Annotated in this window: 9 protein-coding genes; 4 read left to right on the top strand and 5 right to left on the bottom strand. The window is 71.9% G+C overall.

Going from position 1 to position 17,153, the window contains the following annotated elements; genetic code table 11:
- The first annotated feature begins 21 nt into the window (after nucleotides 1-21).
- The gene (locus tag B5Y66_RS09470; protein WP_176168834.1) at nucleotides 22-684 is read left to right on the top strand and encodes a Pr6Pr family membrane protein; all 663 of its coding nucleotides are present in this window, start codon (nucleotides 22-24) and stop codon (nucleotides 682-684) included.
- On the opposite strand, the gene B5Y66_RS09465 is transcribed toward B5Y66_RS09470, so the two are convergent.
- From B5Y66_RS09465 to B5Y66_RS09455, 3 genes are all read right to left on the bottom strand, one after another.
- A complete protein-coding gene (locus tag B5Y66_RS09465; protein ID WP_079573821.1) occupies nucleotides 674-2,563 on the bottom strand; it encodes an alkyl/aryl-sulfatase in 1,890 nt (629 codons plus the stop codon). The two genes, B5Y66_RS09470 and B5Y66_RS09465, sit on opposite strands and share 11 nt — an antisense overlap.
- A 44-nt stretch (nucleotides 2,564-2,607) precedes the next feature.
- A complete protein-coding gene (locus tag B5Y66_RS09460; RefSeq protein ID WP_217700768.1) occupies nucleotides 2,608-4,272 on the bottom strand; it encodes a SulP family inorganic anion transporter in 1,665 nt (554 codons plus the stop codon).
- Nucleotides 4,273-4,381: 109 nt separating this feature from the next.
- A complete protein-coding gene (locus B5Y66_RS09455) occupies nucleotides 4,382-4,828 on the bottom strand; it encodes an Mce/MlaD family protein (RefSeq protein ID WP_079573819.1) in 447 nt (148 codons plus the stop codon).
- Nucleotides 4,829-5,027: 199 nt separating this feature from the next.
- Between B5Y66_RS09455 and B5Y66_RS09450 the strand changes: the two genes are divergently transcribed.
- A complete protein-coding gene (locus tag B5Y66_RS09450) occupies nucleotides 5,028-13,841 on the top strand; it encodes a DUF5979 domain-containing protein (protein WP_139820817.1) in 8,814 nt (2,937 codons plus the stop codon).
- A 131-nt stretch (nucleotides 13,842-13,972) separates the two neighbouring features.
- Nucleotides 13,973-14,248: a transglycosylase gene (locus B5Y66_RS09445; protein WP_079573815.1), complete on the top strand. Its 276-nt coding sequence runs from the start codon at nucleotides 13,973-13,975 to the stop codon at nucleotides 14,246-14,248.
- 7 nt (nucleotides 14,249-14,255) lie between these two features.
- On the opposite strand, the gene B5Y66_RS09440 is transcribed toward B5Y66_RS09445, so the two are convergent.
- Entirely contained in the window at nucleotides 14,256-15,335 is a 1,080-nt protein-coding gene (locus tag B5Y66_RS09440; protein ID WP_176168833.1) for an AI-2E family transporter, read from the bottom strand.
- A 95-nt stretch (nucleotides 15,336-15,430) separates the two neighbouring features.
- Nucleotides 15,431-15,850, bottom strand: a complete 420-nt coding sequence (locus B5Y66_RS09435; RefSeq protein WP_079573811.1) for a hypothetical protein — start codon at nucleotides 15,848-15,850, stop codon at nucleotides 15,431-15,433.
- 177 nt (nucleotides 15,851-16,027) lie between these two features.
- Between B5Y66_RS09435 and B5Y66_RS09430 the strand changes: the two genes are divergently transcribed.
- Nucleotides 16,028-17,026, top strand: coding sequence for a LacI family DNA-binding transcriptional regulator (locus tag B5Y66_RS09430; protein ID WP_139820816.1), 999 nt, complete (start codon nucleotides 16,028-16,030; stop codon nucleotides 17,024-17,026).
- Nucleotides 17,027-17,153 lie beyond the last annotated feature (127 nt).

Raw genomic sequence — 17,153 nt, 5'->3', positions numbered from 1 at the left:
GGGTCTGCTTCACTGACGCCCATGCGCGTCGTCGTGGGCCTGTTCCGGCTCTTCCTCGTGGTCCTCGCGCTCGTCGGCAACCGCGCCATCTGGCGCGACGGCGACGTGGAGGGCCTGGTCTACTTCACCAACCTCACCGGCTTCCTCGTCGTGGCCGTGTTCGCGTGGGCGGGCGTCGCGTCGCTGCTCCGCCGCGCCCAGCCGCCGGTGTGGGCCAAGGGCGTCGTGACGCTGGCGGCGTCGATCACGGGGCTCGTGGCGTGGCTCGTCCTCGCGCCGGAGGACCCGGACGCGCCCGCAGTGTTCCTCGGGCTGACGGACGGGCAGATCGAGCACCAGGTGGTGCCCGTCGCCGTCGCCGTCGACTTCCTGCTGCTCGACGAGCACCGGCGGATGCGGGTCCGCGACGCCGCGGTGTGGATGGCGTTCCCCGTGCTCTACTTCGGCTTCGTGCTGCTGCGCGGGCAGCTCAGCCCGGGCAGCGAGTACCCGTACGGGTTCGTCGACCTGGACGCCCTCGGGTGGGGCGGCCTCGGCCTCAACCTGGTGGTCTACGGCGGCGCGTTCTACGTGCTGGGCCTCGTCGTCGTCGGGCTCGACCGGCTGCTCCCCACGCTGGTCGAGCCTGTCGGGACGGCGTCTCGACAGGCTCGACCGGCGGGGGAGGGTGGCGTCAGGGGGTGACGATGGCGAAGTCCGGGTCGCCCGGGTCGAGGACGGCGGTCAGGCGGCCCAGGACCGACGCGTCGCCGGTCACCTCGAGCCCCGAGGCGGCGAGCGCGTCCGACGACCCGGCGGCGAGCGCGGGAAGGGCCTTCTGCGTCCCGGTGATCGTCGCGTCGGCGTCGCCCTGCTGGGCCGCCGCGCTGTAGGTGAGGACGCCGTTGGCGAGCCGCAGCCGGTACCGGGTGTCGACGTCGGTCAGCACGACGTCGATCGTCAGCCTCTCGTCCCACGCCCGCGGGCCGTTCACCTGGATGGCGATGGCGTCGAACAGCATCTCGGGGGAGAGGTTGGCGAAGATGTCGGGCGCGTTGGTCTCCGTCGGGGTGCCGAAGGAGCCGTCGCGCAGCTCGGTGGCGCCCGAGAGGTACACGCTGCGCCACGTGCCGTTCTCCGACCCGTAGCCGAGCTGCTCGTAGGTGTCGGCGAGCAGCTCGCGCGCACCGGCGTGGTCCGGCTCCGCGAAGACGGCGTGGTTGGCGGCCTCGGCCGCCCAGCGGAAGTCGCCGGCGTCGAACGCCTCGCGCGCGTTCGCGACCAGGGCGTCGACGCCGCCGGCGAGCTTCGCGTAGCGCTTGGCCCGCTCGACGGGGGTGTGCTCCCACAGGTGCGCCGGGTTGCCGTCGTACCAGCCCATGTACCGCTGGTAGATGGCCTTGACGTTGTGGCTCACCGAGCCGTAGTAGCCGCGGGCGTGCCACGCGCCCTCCAGCGCCGGCGGCAGCATGATCTCCTCCGCGATCTCGGCGCCGACGAGCCCCTTGTTGAGCAGTCGCAGGGTCTGGTCGTGCAGGTACGCGTAGAGGTCGCGCTGCAGCGACAGGTACTCGACGGCGCGCTCGCGGCCCCAGGTGGGCCAGTGGTGCGAGGCGAAGACGACGTCCAGGTCGCCGCCGAAGAGGTCGATCGTCTCGGTGAGGTACTGCGACCACACGTGGGGGTCGCGCACGAGGGCGCCGCGCAGGGTCAGGAGGTTGTGCAGGGTGTGGGTGGCGTCCTCCGCGGCGCACAGCGCCCGGTGGTCCGGGAAGTAGATGAGCATCTCAGACGGGGCTTCCGTCCCCGGCGCCATCTGGAAGACCATCCGCACGCCGTCGACGGTCTCCTCCTGGCCCGTCGTCGTGATGTGCACGGTCGGGGAGATCAGGGTGACGGTGGTGCCGGTCGAGGTGGTCTGGCCGAGGCCCGCGCCGACCTGGCCCTGGGGTCCGCGTGCCAGCGCCGCGCCGTACATGTAGCCGGCACGCCGGCCCATCGCGGTGCCCGCGTAGACGTTCTCCGACACGGCGTGCTCGGTGAACCCCTCGGGGGCGAGCACCTGGACGCGCCCGGCGTCCACGTCCTCCTGGGTGGTGACGCCCTTGACGCCGCCGAAGTGGTCGACGTGCGAGTGCGTGTAGATGATCCCGGTGACGGGGCGGTCGCCGCGGTGCTCGCGGTAGAGCTCGAGCGCGGCCGCGGCGGTCTCCTGGCCGATCAGAGGGTCGAGGACGATGACGCCGGTGGTGCCCTCGATGAAGGTCACGTTGGACAGGTCGAAGCCGCGCACCTGGTAGATGCCCTCGACCACCTCGAACAGTCCCTGCTCGGCGACGAGCTTCGACTGCCGCCACAGGCTCGGGTTGACGGTGTCGGGGGCGTCGCCGTCCAGGAAGTCGTAGGTGTCGTTGTCCCAGTACAGGGCGCCGCTCGGGCCGGTGATGGCGTTCGGCACACGGGCCGCGATCTTGCCGCGCGTCGCGTCCTCGAAGTCCTGAGTGTCGGAGAACGGCAGGGCGTTGAGGATCTCCTGCTGCTGGGCGGCGATCGAGGGCGTGGCTGGCTTCGGTGCTGTAGGCATGGCGCCAGGCTGGCACCGGTGGCGCGGGACCGCACGGTGAGCGTTCAGCCGCCGGCGGACGGCGCCCGGCGGGTGCGGCGACGCTCCGCGAGGTCGTACGCCTCGCGCACGGAGCCGAGCAGCACGTCGGTCTGCGGCACGACGGCGTCCTGGAGCCGCGTCGAGACGCCGCCGGTGGCGAACCGGCGCGCCAGCTCCTCGGGGACCCCGCAGACCACGACCTCAAGGCCGTGCTCGTGCCAGCGGTCCAGGAGGCGGTCGAGGGACTTGAGGAACGTGGTCGACGGGATGCCGGCCGAGCCGCGCAGCGAGATCACGAGGGCGGCGTCGCGGGTGTGCGCGGTGTGCGGCCACTCCTCCTCGAGGCGGTTCACCTCGGCGAAGAAGCCGGTGCCCACGTAGTGCAGCACGGTGGTGCGGCCGCTCGGCAGGTCGGCGGGGGCGTCCTCGACGCCGAAGTCCCCGTCGCCCGTGGGGACGAGCCGGACCAGCCGGCCGCGCTTCGCCGCCTGCACCGCGAACAGCACGATCGACAGGGCGGCACCCAGGAAGATCGCCTGCTGCAGCGGCAGCTGGGTGGTGGCGAGGAACGTCACGACCAGCGCCACCGCGGACATCCACGACGTGCGGAACACGAGCACGACGTCGGCCCACCGGCCCACGATCAGCTCGCCGCCGATGACGAGCAGCAACCCGCCGATGACGGCCATCGGGATGGTGCCGGCCAGCGGACCGACGGCCAGCACGATGACGATCAGCCAGACGCCGGAGAAGATGCCCGCCCAGCGGGTCTGCGCGCCGCCGCTGGTCGCGACCCCCGTGCGCGACAGCGACCCGCCGGTCGGCAGCGCGCCGAAGAAGCCGCCCGCCATGTTGGCGAGGCCCTGTGCGGTGAAGTCCTTCGAGACGTTCGTGCGCGACCCGTCCGGGTTCGGCACGGCGGCGCCGATGCCCGCCGCCTGCGCGAGCGCGATGAGCGCGATGGCGAAGCCGCCGGACACGAGGTCCGGCAGCGCGCCGACGTCGGGCAGCGTGAACGGCGGCAGGGAACGGGGGATGGCGGCGATGTCGGAGACCAGCTCGACGTCGGTGCCGAGCAGCGCGACGACCACCGTGACCACCACGAGAGCCAGCAGCGTCGCCGTCTTGCGCAGCCGCGGCACGAGGCTCAGCGCCGCCCACGCGGCGACGGTCGCGACGGCGACGGCGACGGTCGGGCCGTCCCAGTCGCCGACGTGCGCCACGGCCTCGACGAGCTTGCCCACCGTGTTGTGCGACTGCGGCACGTACCCGGTCGCGTCCTTCACCACGCCGGCCACGATCTGCACCGCGATGCCGGCGGTGAAGCCGGTCATCACCGCCGTCGAGACGAACGACATCACCGACCCGAGCCGCAGCACGCCCAGCAGAGCCATCCACAGGCCCACCATCACCGTGAGCGCCGCGACCGCGCCCAGGTCCGACGGATCCAGGCCGGCGTCGGTGAGCACGCTCTTCGCCGACAGCGCGATGGCGCTGGTGAGCGTCGTGACCATGAGGACGGTGCGGGAGAAGATCGAGCCGATCACCGTCGGCACGGCGCCGGACCACAGGCCCATCGGCGCGGAGAACCCGCCCACCGTCGCGTACGCCATGCCCTCGGGGATGGAGAACAGGCCGGTCACGAATCCGGAGACGACGTCACGCGGGGTGGGCTTCGACAGAGGCACCCCAGCACAGTGCCGCACCGCGAAGGAGGCCGCTACCGGGCGAGACACGGGCGAACCGTCCCGGACGGCACGCGCCGATCGAGCCGCATCCCGGGGCGGCGGTCGCGGCTCAGCCGCAGTCGAGGTCCTCCCGCACGGACGCCGTCGCGTCGACGACGCCCTCGGCCTCGTCCTTGAGGGAGTCGGCGGCCTCGGCGAGCGTCGCGTCGTCGTCGACCTGGGAGAACGCCGTCGCCAGGGCGTCCCAGCTGCGCGCGATGTCGTCCGTGCGGTCGTCGGTCACGCCGGAGATGCTCTCCTCCAGCGCCTGCTGGGCCTCTTCGGCCTGGTCGCGGGCGGCCTGCACGTCCTCGACGGTGGCGTCGGGACCGATCGTGCTCGCGAGGTTCCGCAAGGCATCGGTGTACGCGGTGAGGTCCGCGCACGTCTGCGTGGTCCGGTCGCCCATGGCGTCGGTGCTGCTCTCGCCGCACCCCGCCAGCAGCAGCGCCGTCGCGGCCAGCAGCGCGCACCCGTGCCAGGCCGCCGTCGGCCGGCCCTTCGTCGATGGGGACATGTCGGCTCCTTCGTCGCGCCCTGACCTGCACCCTCTCCTCGAGGGTCGCCGACACCGGGCCCGCTCGCGCGGGGGAGGTGGCGCCCGAGAAATCACCCTTTCGACGCGCCAAGTCCGTCTATGTCTGGCAACTTCGGAGAGGGTGCCCGCGCACAGCGTCGCGCGCGGGCGGTTTGCACCGATGTGTGGAGGGGCACTGATGGTGAACGGTCGCAGGACTTCGGGAGCACGGCAGCGCCACAAGGCGCTGCAGCAGCGAGCACGACGGCGGGTGCGTCGCGGCGCGTCCGTGCTGGGCGTATTCGCGCTCGCGCTCGCCGGGGCGGTCATCCCGGCGACGACGGCGTCCGCCGCGGAGTGGGGGATCCAGAAGCAGGTCACCAGCGGGCCGGGGCCGTACGAGCCCGGGCAGAACGTGACCTACTCGATCCAGATCTCCTGCTCCGACCCGAACCTCGACCCGTGCGTGAACGCGGTGATGACCGACGAGCTGCCCGACGAGCTGATCCTCGTCAGCGCCACGGTGAGCAGCGGCGGCGGCGAGGTCACGACCGACGGCAACACGGTGACGTACACGAACCCCTCGGTGCCCAACGGGCAGCAGGCGCTCGTCACCGTCACCGCCCAGGTGGACCCCGACCTGCCGTACAGCCAGAACGGCGTCCCGATCCCCAACACGGCGACGGTCGACGCCGACAACGCCGAGCCGGTCTCGGACGACGTGGAGATCACCCCGGTCGTCGAGCTCGAGCTCGACTCGGACACGGCCAAGACGATCGAGCCGGAGGGCGCGCTCGCCGAGCCGGGCACCCCGGCGACGATGACGCTCGAGGGCACCAACACCTCCAACGCCGCCGTCGACACCCTTGTCGTGCAGGACCCGGTGGACCCGACCGCCGACCCGAACCCCTTCACCTACCTCGAGTACTCGGGCACCGGCGACATCACGCTGCCGCCGAACGCGGACACGGTGGAGGAGGAGTACTGGGACGGCGACTCGTGGGAGCCCCTGGACGACACCGTCGACCCCACCACGGTGCAGGGCGTGCGCTACACGTTCAGCGGCGACATCCAGCCCGGGGCCACCGCGACGATCCCGGTGGACGTGCAGCAGAGCGAGGCGGTCACCGAGCTCAACGACCCGACCACCGTCACCAACGACACGTCGTCGTACGTGACGCTCGACGACGCAGAGTCCGAGCCCACGACGGACAGCGACACCTACGTCATCACGCCGCCGAACACCAGCGTCACCGCGTCCAAGACCTTCAGCCCGGCCGAGGTGAGCGCGGGCGACCCGACGACCGTCACCCTGGGCGCCACCAACACCGGCACGCCCGTGGACACGATGACGATCATCGAGCCCGCGCCGGGGACCGACAGCCCGTTCGAGGGCGAGGACCCGATCACCTTCACCGGGTGGGGCACCGACGGGGCGGGCGCCGGGGTGGTGTGGCCCACGGGCGCCACCGAGGCCACGGTCACCTTCACCTGCGCCGACGGCTCGACGCCGAGCGACAGCACCACGACGGCGAACACGCTGCCTGACCCTCCCGTGGGCTGCGAGGTGGTCGGGTTCACCATCGAGTACACCGGGAACATCGTCAACGGCGGGGCGGCGACCGTCCCCTTCACCGCGGACACCGATCCCGACCAGACCCCGGACAACGTCTCGCACCCCAACGAGATCGAGGCGGACGTGCCGAGCGCCGAGCCGGCCACCGCCGACGCCGAGCTCGTCACGCTCGTCGACCGGCTCGCGACCGACATCGAGAAGATCGTCACGCCGTCGACGATCCCGGCCGTGCCGGGGCAGAGCGTCGTGGTGCAGCTGCCGAGCCAGCTCCTGCCCTTCGGACCCGACGGGTCGACGACCGAGGCGAACACCTTCGTCGTCCAGGAGCCGGTCGACCCGGCGAACCCCGGCGAGTTCTGGGAGAACTTCGCGGCCACCGGCGTGCGGAGCACGGACGTGCCCGCGAACGCGACCCTCACGGTGAACTACTGGGACGGCGACTCCTGGGAGCCGGCGCCCGGCTGCGGCCCGACCGACGGCCCCGCCACGGTGAACTGCGACCTGCCCGCGGGAGCCGAGGGCGTCCAGTTCGTCTTCACGTCCGACGACGGCTTCCCGCCGGGCACGGAGTTCCAGCCGAACTTCACCGCCGACTACACCGGGCCCACCGACCGCGACGACCCCATCGAGAACTGCGGCTACTCCGCGGCGTCGGCCGACACCGTCGACCCGACCGAACCGGTCGAGGGCTGCGACACGGTCGACCCGTTCCCCGTGGACGGCGAGGGGCCGGGCGACTTCATCGACAAGACGATGCTCGGGGACCCGGCGACGGTCCGGGCCCGCACCGACGACCAGGTGACCGCGCAGATCACCTGGTCCACCGGCGGCTTCTCGGGCGTGGACCCGATGGTCATCTCGGACATCGAGAACCCCGAGACCACGGCGATCGCGGACTCGTTCTACGACGCCTTCAACCTGGTGAGCGTGGACCCGATCGACGCGTCGGTCGACCCGATGATCCCGTACGACCAGGTCGAGAGCGTCGAGCTGTTCGTCGACGGGGCCTGGGTCGAGGCATCGGGGGACCCCTGCCCGGAGGCCTGTGACGGCACGTTCCCCGGCTACACGCTGACCGCGGAGGAACAGGAGTCGGCCACCTCGGTGCGGCTCACGTACACCGAGTCCCCGTCGCGGTCCGCGAACCCGACCGACCCGACCGCACCGGCGGCGGGCGACGGCGTCGCGCGGTCCACGCAGGACGACGGCCGCCACCTGGACCTCACGTTCCAGGTGCGCGACTTCAAGCGCAGCGCCCCGACCGAGGCGGTGCTCGGCGCGACCTCCGGGACCATGTACAACACGGACACCGCGGGCGTCGTCAACGACACCGCGGAGGGCACGGCGACGTACGACGGCGAGGAGTTCACGGACGCCGACGCGGACACCGCCGAGATCCTCGACGTGCCGCTCAACGTCACCGTGGACAAGGAGTGGACCGGCGGCCCGCTCTCGGTGCCGCCGCCCGGCACCCCGAACGAGTTCTACCCGTCGACCACGGTGACGGTGACGGGCACCAACAACTCGGCCGCGAAGATCGAGGAGCTGCGGCTCGCGGACCCGGGCGCCGTGGACTCCGACGACGTGCAGACGGCACCCGGCACCCCGCCGTTCGACGCCTTCACCCTGACGGCGATCGAGCTCTCCCCGCCCGCGGGCACCGAGACGACGACGGTCACGCTGACGAACGAAGCCGGCGAGACCGCGACCTTCACCGAGGCGGAGGCCGAGGCCCTCGGCCCCGACGTGCTGGCCCAGGTCGTCGGTGTCGAGGTCGCCTACGACGGCCTCGTCGAGCCCGGCGCGGCCGGCACGATGGACCTCACCCTCCAGCTGCGCGAGACCGACCGGTACACGGACGCCCCGATCACGGTCGCGGACTACAGCCCGGTGCCGAACGGCGCCGTCGCGACGCTCGACGACCCGGGCGGCACGGGCGGCGACGTCCGCCAGGCGTTCGACGACGCGAACATGGTCCTGCAGGACGCCGCGATCGCGCTCGAGGTGGGCAAGTCGTTCGACCCCGACACGATCGTCGAGCCGAACAACGGCGTGGGCCCGGACGGTGACACCCCCGTGGTCATGACGCTCACGGGGCAGCCGCTCGGCCCGTCGCGCAGCGTCGAGATGGTGCTGACGGACGACGACCCTCAGTTCTGGAACCAGTACGACTTCGTCGGCTTCGACCCGAGCGCCGGCCTGGTGAACCCGATCGACCAGGTGCAGGTGGATGTCTTCACCGGTGGCACCTTCGTCGGCGAGCCGGACTCGCCCGACCCGGTGACGGTGACCGGCGGCGCCTGGGTCGAGGGGACCCCGTCGAGCTCCTTCACGCTCCCCGACGGTGTGGAACCGGCGGACGTCCAGGGCCTGCGCTTCACCTTCACCCGCGCGGACGGCGCCATCTGGGAGAACCCGGCCACCCCGACCCAGTCGGTGCCGATCCAGATCCTGCGCCGCGACGAGATGCGTTCCGGGGGCGAGGTGCAGCACGACCTGGCGGGCAACCCGGTGGCCCCGGGCGAGTCCGCCCCGGGCGTCGCGAGCAACTCCGTGCAGGGCAGCACGACCGGCGCCGACCTCGTGGTGGACCCGGAGTCCGGCGACCTGGTGCCCGTCTCGGGCACGGACGAGGCCGAGTCGTCGATCCTCTACCAGCACGCCACCAACGGCGTGACGATCGAGAAGGACTTCGCCGGCACGCCCAGCGGCAGCACCCAGGCCCCCGACGCGACGTTCCCGATGAACATCACGTTCACCAACACCGGCGACCGGCCCATCATCGACCCGGTGGTGACCGACGCCATGCCGGTGGACGACGAGGGCCCGCAGCTCACGCTGGCCGAGGACGCCGACGAGCCCTTCAGCTACGCGCTGGGCGGCGTGGACGACCCCGACACCAGCACGCCCGACCTGCCGACCGACGCCGCCCAGGTGACGGTCGACCAGACGGGCGACATCGAGAGCCTCGGGTTCAGCTTCCCCGAGGGGTCGGTGCTCGAGGTGGGGCAGAGCTACACCATCACGGTGCAGGTCAACTTCCGGTTCGCGATCGAGCCGCAGACGCTGGTGGAGAACACGGCGGGCGTCACCGGTGACCGGCCGTGGGACGAGTGCTCGCCGCGGCTGAACGAGGAGACCGGCGCCTGCGAGGCGGATGCCGACGTCACCCCGACCGGCACCGCCGTGCTGCAGCAGCAGAAGTTCGTCAAGGCGACCGACGACGACGAGCTCGACGTGATGATCGACCCGGACTACACCGGCCCGATCACCGAGTGCGAGACGAACGCCGCCGGTTTCTACGCCTACCCCTGCACCCCGGTCATCGCGCCGGGGCACGACGAGACGTGGCGTGTCCGGGTGGACAACGTCGGCAACCTGCCGATGAACAAGGTGGTCCTGTACGACCGGTTCCCGACGCCGGGGGACACCGGGTCCCTGCCGACCTCGACGACCCAGCGCGGGTCGCAGTGGACGCCGATCTTCACCGACGACCCGCTGCCGCGGGTCGTCAACGCCCCCGCCGGCAGCGAGGTCGAGTATTTCTACACGACGGTCGACGACTACTGCGGCGACGACATCCAGGACCCCCAGAACGAGCCGATCTGCTCCACGGACCCGGATGCCGGAGGCTGGGCGCCCCTCACGCCCGACCTCAGCGACGAGGTGCTCGAGTCGATCACGGCCATCAAGAACGTCATCACGTTCCCCGAGGACGACCTGTTCCAGCCCGGGCAGTTCATCGCGCTCGAGGCAACCTCGACCACGCCGCCGGTGGCTCCGGAGGCCGGTGACCGGTCGATCGCCTGGAACTCCGCCGCGGCGTCCGGCGTCGTCGTCTCGAACCAGGGCGAGTTCAACCTGCTGCCCACCGAGGGCGTCAAGGTGGGCGTCGCCACGGCGACCGGCCCGCTCGAGGTGAACAAGGTGGTCACGGGCGAGGGGGCCGAGTACGCCCCGGACTCGTTCGACCTCACGGTCGAGTGCACCTCGGCCGTCGGGTCGTGGGTGGAGACGGAGCTCGACCCGATTCCCATCACCGTCACGCCAGGAACTCCCGTGACGGTGCCGAACCTTCCGTACGGCGCGGAATGCACCGTCACGGAGGACCCGGCCGCCGGGCAGACCGAGCTGATCGTCGGCAGCGTCACCATCGGTGAATCGCCGGACGTCACCGAGCTCACGGCGGTCAACGTGTACGACCTGGCGAGCATCGACATCTCGAAGGAGGTCGTGACCGACGCGGTGGACCAGGACGGCGAGCCGGTGCCGTTCGGCCCCTTCGAGGCCACGGTGGAGTGCACGTTCCTCGGTGAGGACGTCTACGCCGAGGGCTATGGGCCGGACGACCCGATGGTGGTCGCGCTCGAGGACGGCGAGACGGTGACCCTCGACGGGCTGCCCGTCGGCTCCGAGTGCACCGTGACCGAGACCGGCACGGGCAACGCGTCGTCGGTGTCCATCACGGTCGCGCAGGCAGGCCAGGACCCCGTCGTCACGGACGGCCCGTCGGCGGACCTCACCCTGGAGCCCGACGTCCTGGGGGAGTCCACGAACGACGTCACCCTGAGCAACGTCTACGACGTCGGCTCGATCGAGCTCACCAAGGTCGTGGACGGTGACGGTGCCGACGAGTTCGGCGACGGCCCGTTCACCTTCGACGTCGTGTGCACGTACGACGACGACGGCGACGGCCCGCTGGAACCACGGACGGTCTACGACGACTCCGTGAGCCTCGGCGGCGACGACCCGCTGGTGCTGACGATCGACGACCTTCCCGCGGGGGCGGTCTGCGACATCACCGAGACGGACGACGGCGGGGCGACGGACACCGTCGTCACCCCGAACCCGGTGACGGTCGGTGCTGACGAGACGGCCGAGGTGACGGCTACCAACACGTTCGACCTCGGGTCGGTCGCGGTGGACAAGGTCGTGACGGGCGAGGGGGCCGAGCTGTACGGCGCCGGTCCGTTCACTGTCGAGATCGCCTGCACGTACGAGGGCGACGAGGTCGCGATCGACCCCGCGTCACAGACCTTCGTCGGGGGCGAGACTGTGACCTTCGCCGGCATCCCGATCGGCGCGGAGTGTGACATCACGGAGACCGACGACGGCGGCGCGACGTCGAGCGACGTCTCGCCGAGCACCGTCACGGTCGGCGGCGAGGACGGCTCGACCGACCCGGTCGAGGTCACCGCCACCAATACCTTCGACGTCGGCGAGATCGCGGTCGACAAGGCGGTGGACGGCGACGGCGCGGCCTACGCGCAGGGGCCGTACGAGGTCACCCTGGCCTGCACGTTCAACGGGCAGGAAGTCGAGATCCCCGAACCCGGTGCGACGCAGACGCTCAACGCCGGCGACACCGTCACCTACGAAGACCTGCCGATCGGCGCCGAGTGCACCGTGACGGAGAGCGACCAGAACCAGGCGACGTCGGTGACGATCGAGCCGGAGAACGTCGTGGTCGGGGGTGAGGACGGCACCGAGACGAGCATCGCGGTGGACGTCACCAACACCTACGACCTCGGTCAGTTCACGGTGACGAAGGACGTCGTCGGCGACGGCGCGGACTTCGGCGTCGGTCCGTTCACCGTCGAGGCCGCGTGCACCTTCGAGGGTGCAGAGATCGACATGGGCTCCGGCACCATCGGCGGCGCGACCCGCACCGTCGAGCCGGGCGGCACGGTGACCTACTCGGGCCTGCCTGTCGGCGCAGAGTGCACCGTCACGGAGACAGCGGACTACGGAGCCGCCGACGTCACCATCGACCCGGAGACGGTCATCGTCCCTGCAGCGGACGGCGACCCGGTCGCAGTCACCGTGACCAACCGGTTCGACGTCGGCACGATCGAGGTGGACAAGGAGCTCGCCGGTCTGGGTGCCCTCTATGGTCCGGGTCCGTTCGAGGTCACCCTGGAGTGCACGTACCAGGGCGACCCGATCGAGATCCCGGGCGGCGGCGTCCGGACGTTCACGCCTGGCGAGCCCGCGGTCTACGACGGGCTGCCGGTCGGTGCGGAGTGCTCCGTCATCGAGACGAACGACTTCGGCGCCTCGTCGACCACGATGTCCGTGGACGGCGGCGACGCGGTCGACGGCACCACGGTGGACGGCGTCGTCGTCCCGCCCAACGACGGGGGCGACCCGACGTCGGTGACGGTCACGGCGGAGAACACGTTCCTCACCGCGCCGCTGGTGGTGCGCAAGACGGTGGACGGCGACGGCGCGGCGTTCGCGCCGGCGATGCCGGACCTGCCCGGGCTCCCGGAGCTCCCGGACCCGCTGCCCACCGACCCGGAAGAGATCGCCGCCCTGCTCGACCAGGTGAACGACTACGTGGACCAGGTGGGCGCCGCCTACCAGGAGCTGCCGTACTCGGTCACCCTGGAGTGCACGGACAACCAGGGCGCCCCGGTGGGCACGATCCCCGGCGGGCCGGAACGACGGTTCGGTCCGGGCGTGCCCGCGCTCTACTTCGGGCTCCAGCACGATGACGAGTGCACCATCACGGAGACGGAGGTCGGCGGCGCGACGTCGACGACCATCGACCCGAACCCCGTGACCATCGACGGGGAGGCGACGATCACGGCCCCGAACGAGGCCGCGGTGACCAACACCTACGACGTCGGTGAGTTCACCGTCGAGAAGGCCGTGGACGGTGACGGCGCATCCTTCGCCGCCGGCCCGTACGAGGTCAGCGCGGCGTGCACGTTCGAGGGCACGCCGATCGACATGGACTCGGGCGACATCGGCGGGGCCACCCGCACGGTGACGCCGGACGAGCCGGCCGCCTACGACGGTCTTCCGATCGGCGCCGAGTGCGTCGTGACGGAGACGGACGCCGCGGGAGCGACGTCGTCGACCGTGTCGACGGCCGTCGAGGACGGCGAGCCGGGCCAGGTCGTCGTGCCGGGCGCGGACGCCGATCCGGCGGTGGTCACGGTGACCAACACGTTCGACGTCGGGTCGCTCGCCGTGGACAAGGTGGTCGACTTCGAGGGCGACGCCTATGACGTCGGGCCGTTCGAGGTGACCCTCGCCTGCACGTTCCAGGGCGAGGACATCGAGATCCCGGGTGGCGCGGCGCGCGAGATCGCGGCGGGCGACACCGTCACGTACGCCGGGCTGCCGATCGGCGCGGAGTGCGTCGTGACGGAGACGGACGACGGGGGCGCGGCGTCGTCCACGGTCTCGAGCGTGGGGGACGGCGACCCGGGCGCGGTCACCGTCGCGGCGGAGGCGGCGTCGGTCACGGTGACGAACACGTTCGACGCCGTCCCGCCGCCGATCGATCCGGGCGACGACGGTGACACCGGCGGGGGCGGCTGGTTGCCCACGACGGGCGCGGACATCGCCTTGTGGGTCGGCCTCGCCGTCCTGCTGGTCGCCGGCGGGATCATCCTCGTGGGGGTGCGTCGCCGGCACCAGCACTGACGGACGCACCGACGGCGCCGACCCTGGTCACAGGGCCGGCGCCGTCGGCATTCCGGGCGCGTGCAGCGGGAGTCCGCCGTAGGTTCGAGGTAAGCGCGACCGTGCGCCGTCGTCGAGGAGGGAGCAGTACCGTGACCGCAACTGGCATCATCACCGCGATCATCATCGGCGCGATCATCGGGGCCCTCGGACGCCTGGTGGTCCGAGGCAGGCAGAACATCTCCATCATCGTGACGATCATCGTCGGGATCATCGCGGCGCTGCTCGGCACCTGGGTCGCGAGCCTCTTCGATGTGAGCGACACGGGCGGCATCGACTGGATCGAGCTGCTCTTCCAGATCGTCCTCGCCGCCATCGGCGTGTCCATCGTCGCCGGGATGGGCGGCCGCAAGCAGACGACGCCCTGACCGGGGGTCAGCCCTGCGTGACGTCCTCGGCCACGTCCGCCCTGCGCGCGTGACCGAGGACGTCGCGGACCATGACGGTGACGGGCGCCGACAGCATCGCGCCGAGCAGGCCGGCGAGCAGAGCGCCGACGATCGTCGACCCGAGGTTGACGATCGGGTGCAGCCGGAGCTGGTCGGACGACAGCTTGGTGAGCATCAGCGTCTGCACCACGTTCTGCACCACGAGGATCACGCCGAGCAGGACCAGGGCCGCGGTGGGGCCCTGCGAGCCGAGCGCGATGAGCACGGCGAAGGCGCCGGAGAAGATCGCCCCGAGGTAGGGGATGTACGAGGTCACGAACGTGACGAGAGCGATCGAGAACGCGAGCGGCACGTCGAGCAGGATCGCGGCGATCCCGATGAGCACCGCCGTGACGAGGCTCGACGACGTGAGCGCGCCGAAGTAGCGGCGCAGCGTGGTCGTGGCCTCGTCGACGACGACGCGCCCGGGCGTGCCCCGGACGGACGCGTGGTGCCTCGCGAACTCCTCGATGCGGGGCCAGTCGGCCATCACGTAGAAGAGGAAGAAGACGGCGACGAACGTGCCGACGACGAACGCCGCCGCGCTGGAGAACACACTCCCGAACAGGGTGGCGACGCCGCCCGCGAGGGAGCTCGTGGTCTCGCTCAGGTCGACCCCGGACAGGTCGAGGGTCGTGCCGGCGAGCTGCTGCTGGAGCGCGTCGAGCCCGCTGCCCAGCCGGTCGGTGATCTCGGCCGACTGGTCGACGACGCCGTCGGCCGTCACCCAGACGGCGAGGCCGAGGACGCCGATGAGCGCGACCAGGACGGCGAGGGAGCCGAGGCCGCGGCGCAGCCCGAGCCTCTCGAGGCGGTCCACCAGGGGGTGGAGCAGCACCCCCAGGACGGCCGCGACCACCAGGGGGACGGCGAGGCCGCTGATCGCGGACACCGCGGCGTAGACGACGACGGCGGCGGCGGCGATGCCGACGACGGCCCACCCGATCCGGCCCAGCCGTAGCACGCCGTCACCCGGGTGTCGTGCGGTCTCTGCGGTCTCGGCGGTCTCGGGAACGTGGTCCGGCACGGCACTCCTCGGGTCGGTCCCGTGCATCATCCCGCGCCCGGCCCCCGAGCGCGCGGCGCGGGAACGGCGTCCGCCCAGGTGGGGCGGGGGTGGCGTCAGGCCGCGGTGCCGAAGTCCCCGCGGCGGCGCGTGCCGTGGGCGGTCTCGCCGTCGGGGACGATCGCGTCGGGCGGGACGACCACGCCCGCGGGGACGCGGCTGTCGGTGCCGAGTCGGCTGCCGGAGCCGACGCGGGCGTCGTCGCCGACGACGCCGCGCATGCCGACGTGCACGTTCTCGTCCACGCGGGCGCCGCGCCCGACGACGGCGTCGACGTCGACCCAGCTGAACCGGCCCACCTTGGCGTGGGCGCCCACGCGGGCGCCGGCCTCGACGTAGGCGCCGGGCCGGATGGTGGCATCGGGGTGGACGGTGGCGTGCGGCGAGACGAAGCCTTCGCCGTTGTCGTGCCGGAGGTAGCGGGTGAACTTCCCCGGCTCGTGCTCGACCTCGACCTTTCGGGGGATGCGTCGCAAGAGTGCTCCTCATGGGTGCGGGTGAATCTTGTGACATAACGCGCAAGCGGTCGCTGGTGTTCCCGGTCGCGGCGTCCTCGGCCGGGGCGCTGGGCCTGGCCGTGTGCAGTACGGTCAGGTCCACAGCGAGGCGAGAGCTCGCATCTTCGTGGCGCGTGGACGAAAGGGAGCGCTGGCGTGCGCAGACACCGTGCGAGGCTGGCGGACGTGGCCGAGGCCGCGGGCGTGTCGATGTCGACCGCGTCGAAGGCCATCAACGGGCGGGGTCGGATCAGCGCCGCCACCCGCCGGAGGATCCTCGACAGCGCACGCGAGCTGGGGTTCGTCGCCAGCAGCGGACCGGGCCGGCAGCCGGTCACGTCCGTGGGCGTGCTCGCTGCCGACCTGGAGTCCCGGTTCTCGCTGCCCGTCCTCGACGGCCTCGAGGACGGGCTGAGCTCGTACTCGTCCTTCGTGCACCTCTGCAACGCGCGCGGCGACGGCCTGCGCGAGCGCCACCAGCTCAACGCCCTGCTGGACCGCCGGGTCGACGGACTGATCGTCGTGGGCGGGCGCACCGAGGAGCGTGAACCGGTGGGCGAGGACCTCGCCGTCCCGGTCGTCTACGTGCACAGCCGGTCCCGGAACCCGCAGGACACGTCGTTGGTCGTGGACGACGCGCAGGGCGGGCGCCTCCAGATCGAGCACCTCGCCGCGCTCGGGCGGACCCGCGTCGCGCACATCAGCGGCCGGCCGCAGTACCGGGTGGCCGCCGACCGCAAGACCGGGGTCGCCCAGGGGGCGGAGGCGCTGGGGATCCGGCTCGTCGCCGAGCTCGCCGACGGCCCGCGGACCGCACTGTGGGGCCGTTCGGCCATGCACCGCATCCTCGAGAGCCACGACGTCGACGCCGTGGTGTGCGACTCCGACGCCATCGCGCTCGGCGTCATCGACCAGCTGCGGCGTGCGTCCGTGCGCGTGCCGGAGGACGTCGCGGTCGTCGGGTACGAGAACTTCGGCCCGCTGGTCTGGAACTCCGACCCGAGCATCACGAGCGTCGACATGAAGCTGGAGGCGATGGGGCGCGCGGCGGCGCGGCGGCTCCATGACGCGGTCACGGGCCGCGGCCTCGAGCCGGGGGTCGTCGCGATGCCGTGCGAGCTCGTGCCGCGCGGGTCGACGACGCCCGGCCTCTGACGCGCGTCGTTCCCCCGCTGGCCGCCCGCGGTCCGAGGCCGCCGTGCCGAGGCCCGGCACCGTGCCGCGCCGCCCGAACCCACCGTTCCTGTTGACGCGCCTGGCCCCGGGCGCTACGTTCAGGAAA

This window comes from Krasilnikoviella flava, from assembly GCF_900167525.1.
GTDB classification, from domain to species: domain Bacteria; phylum Actinomycetota; class Actinomycetes; order Actinomycetales; family Cellulomonadaceae; genus Isoptericola; species Isoptericola flavus.
This window is presented reverse-complemented; position numbering and strand designations above follow the sequence as displayed.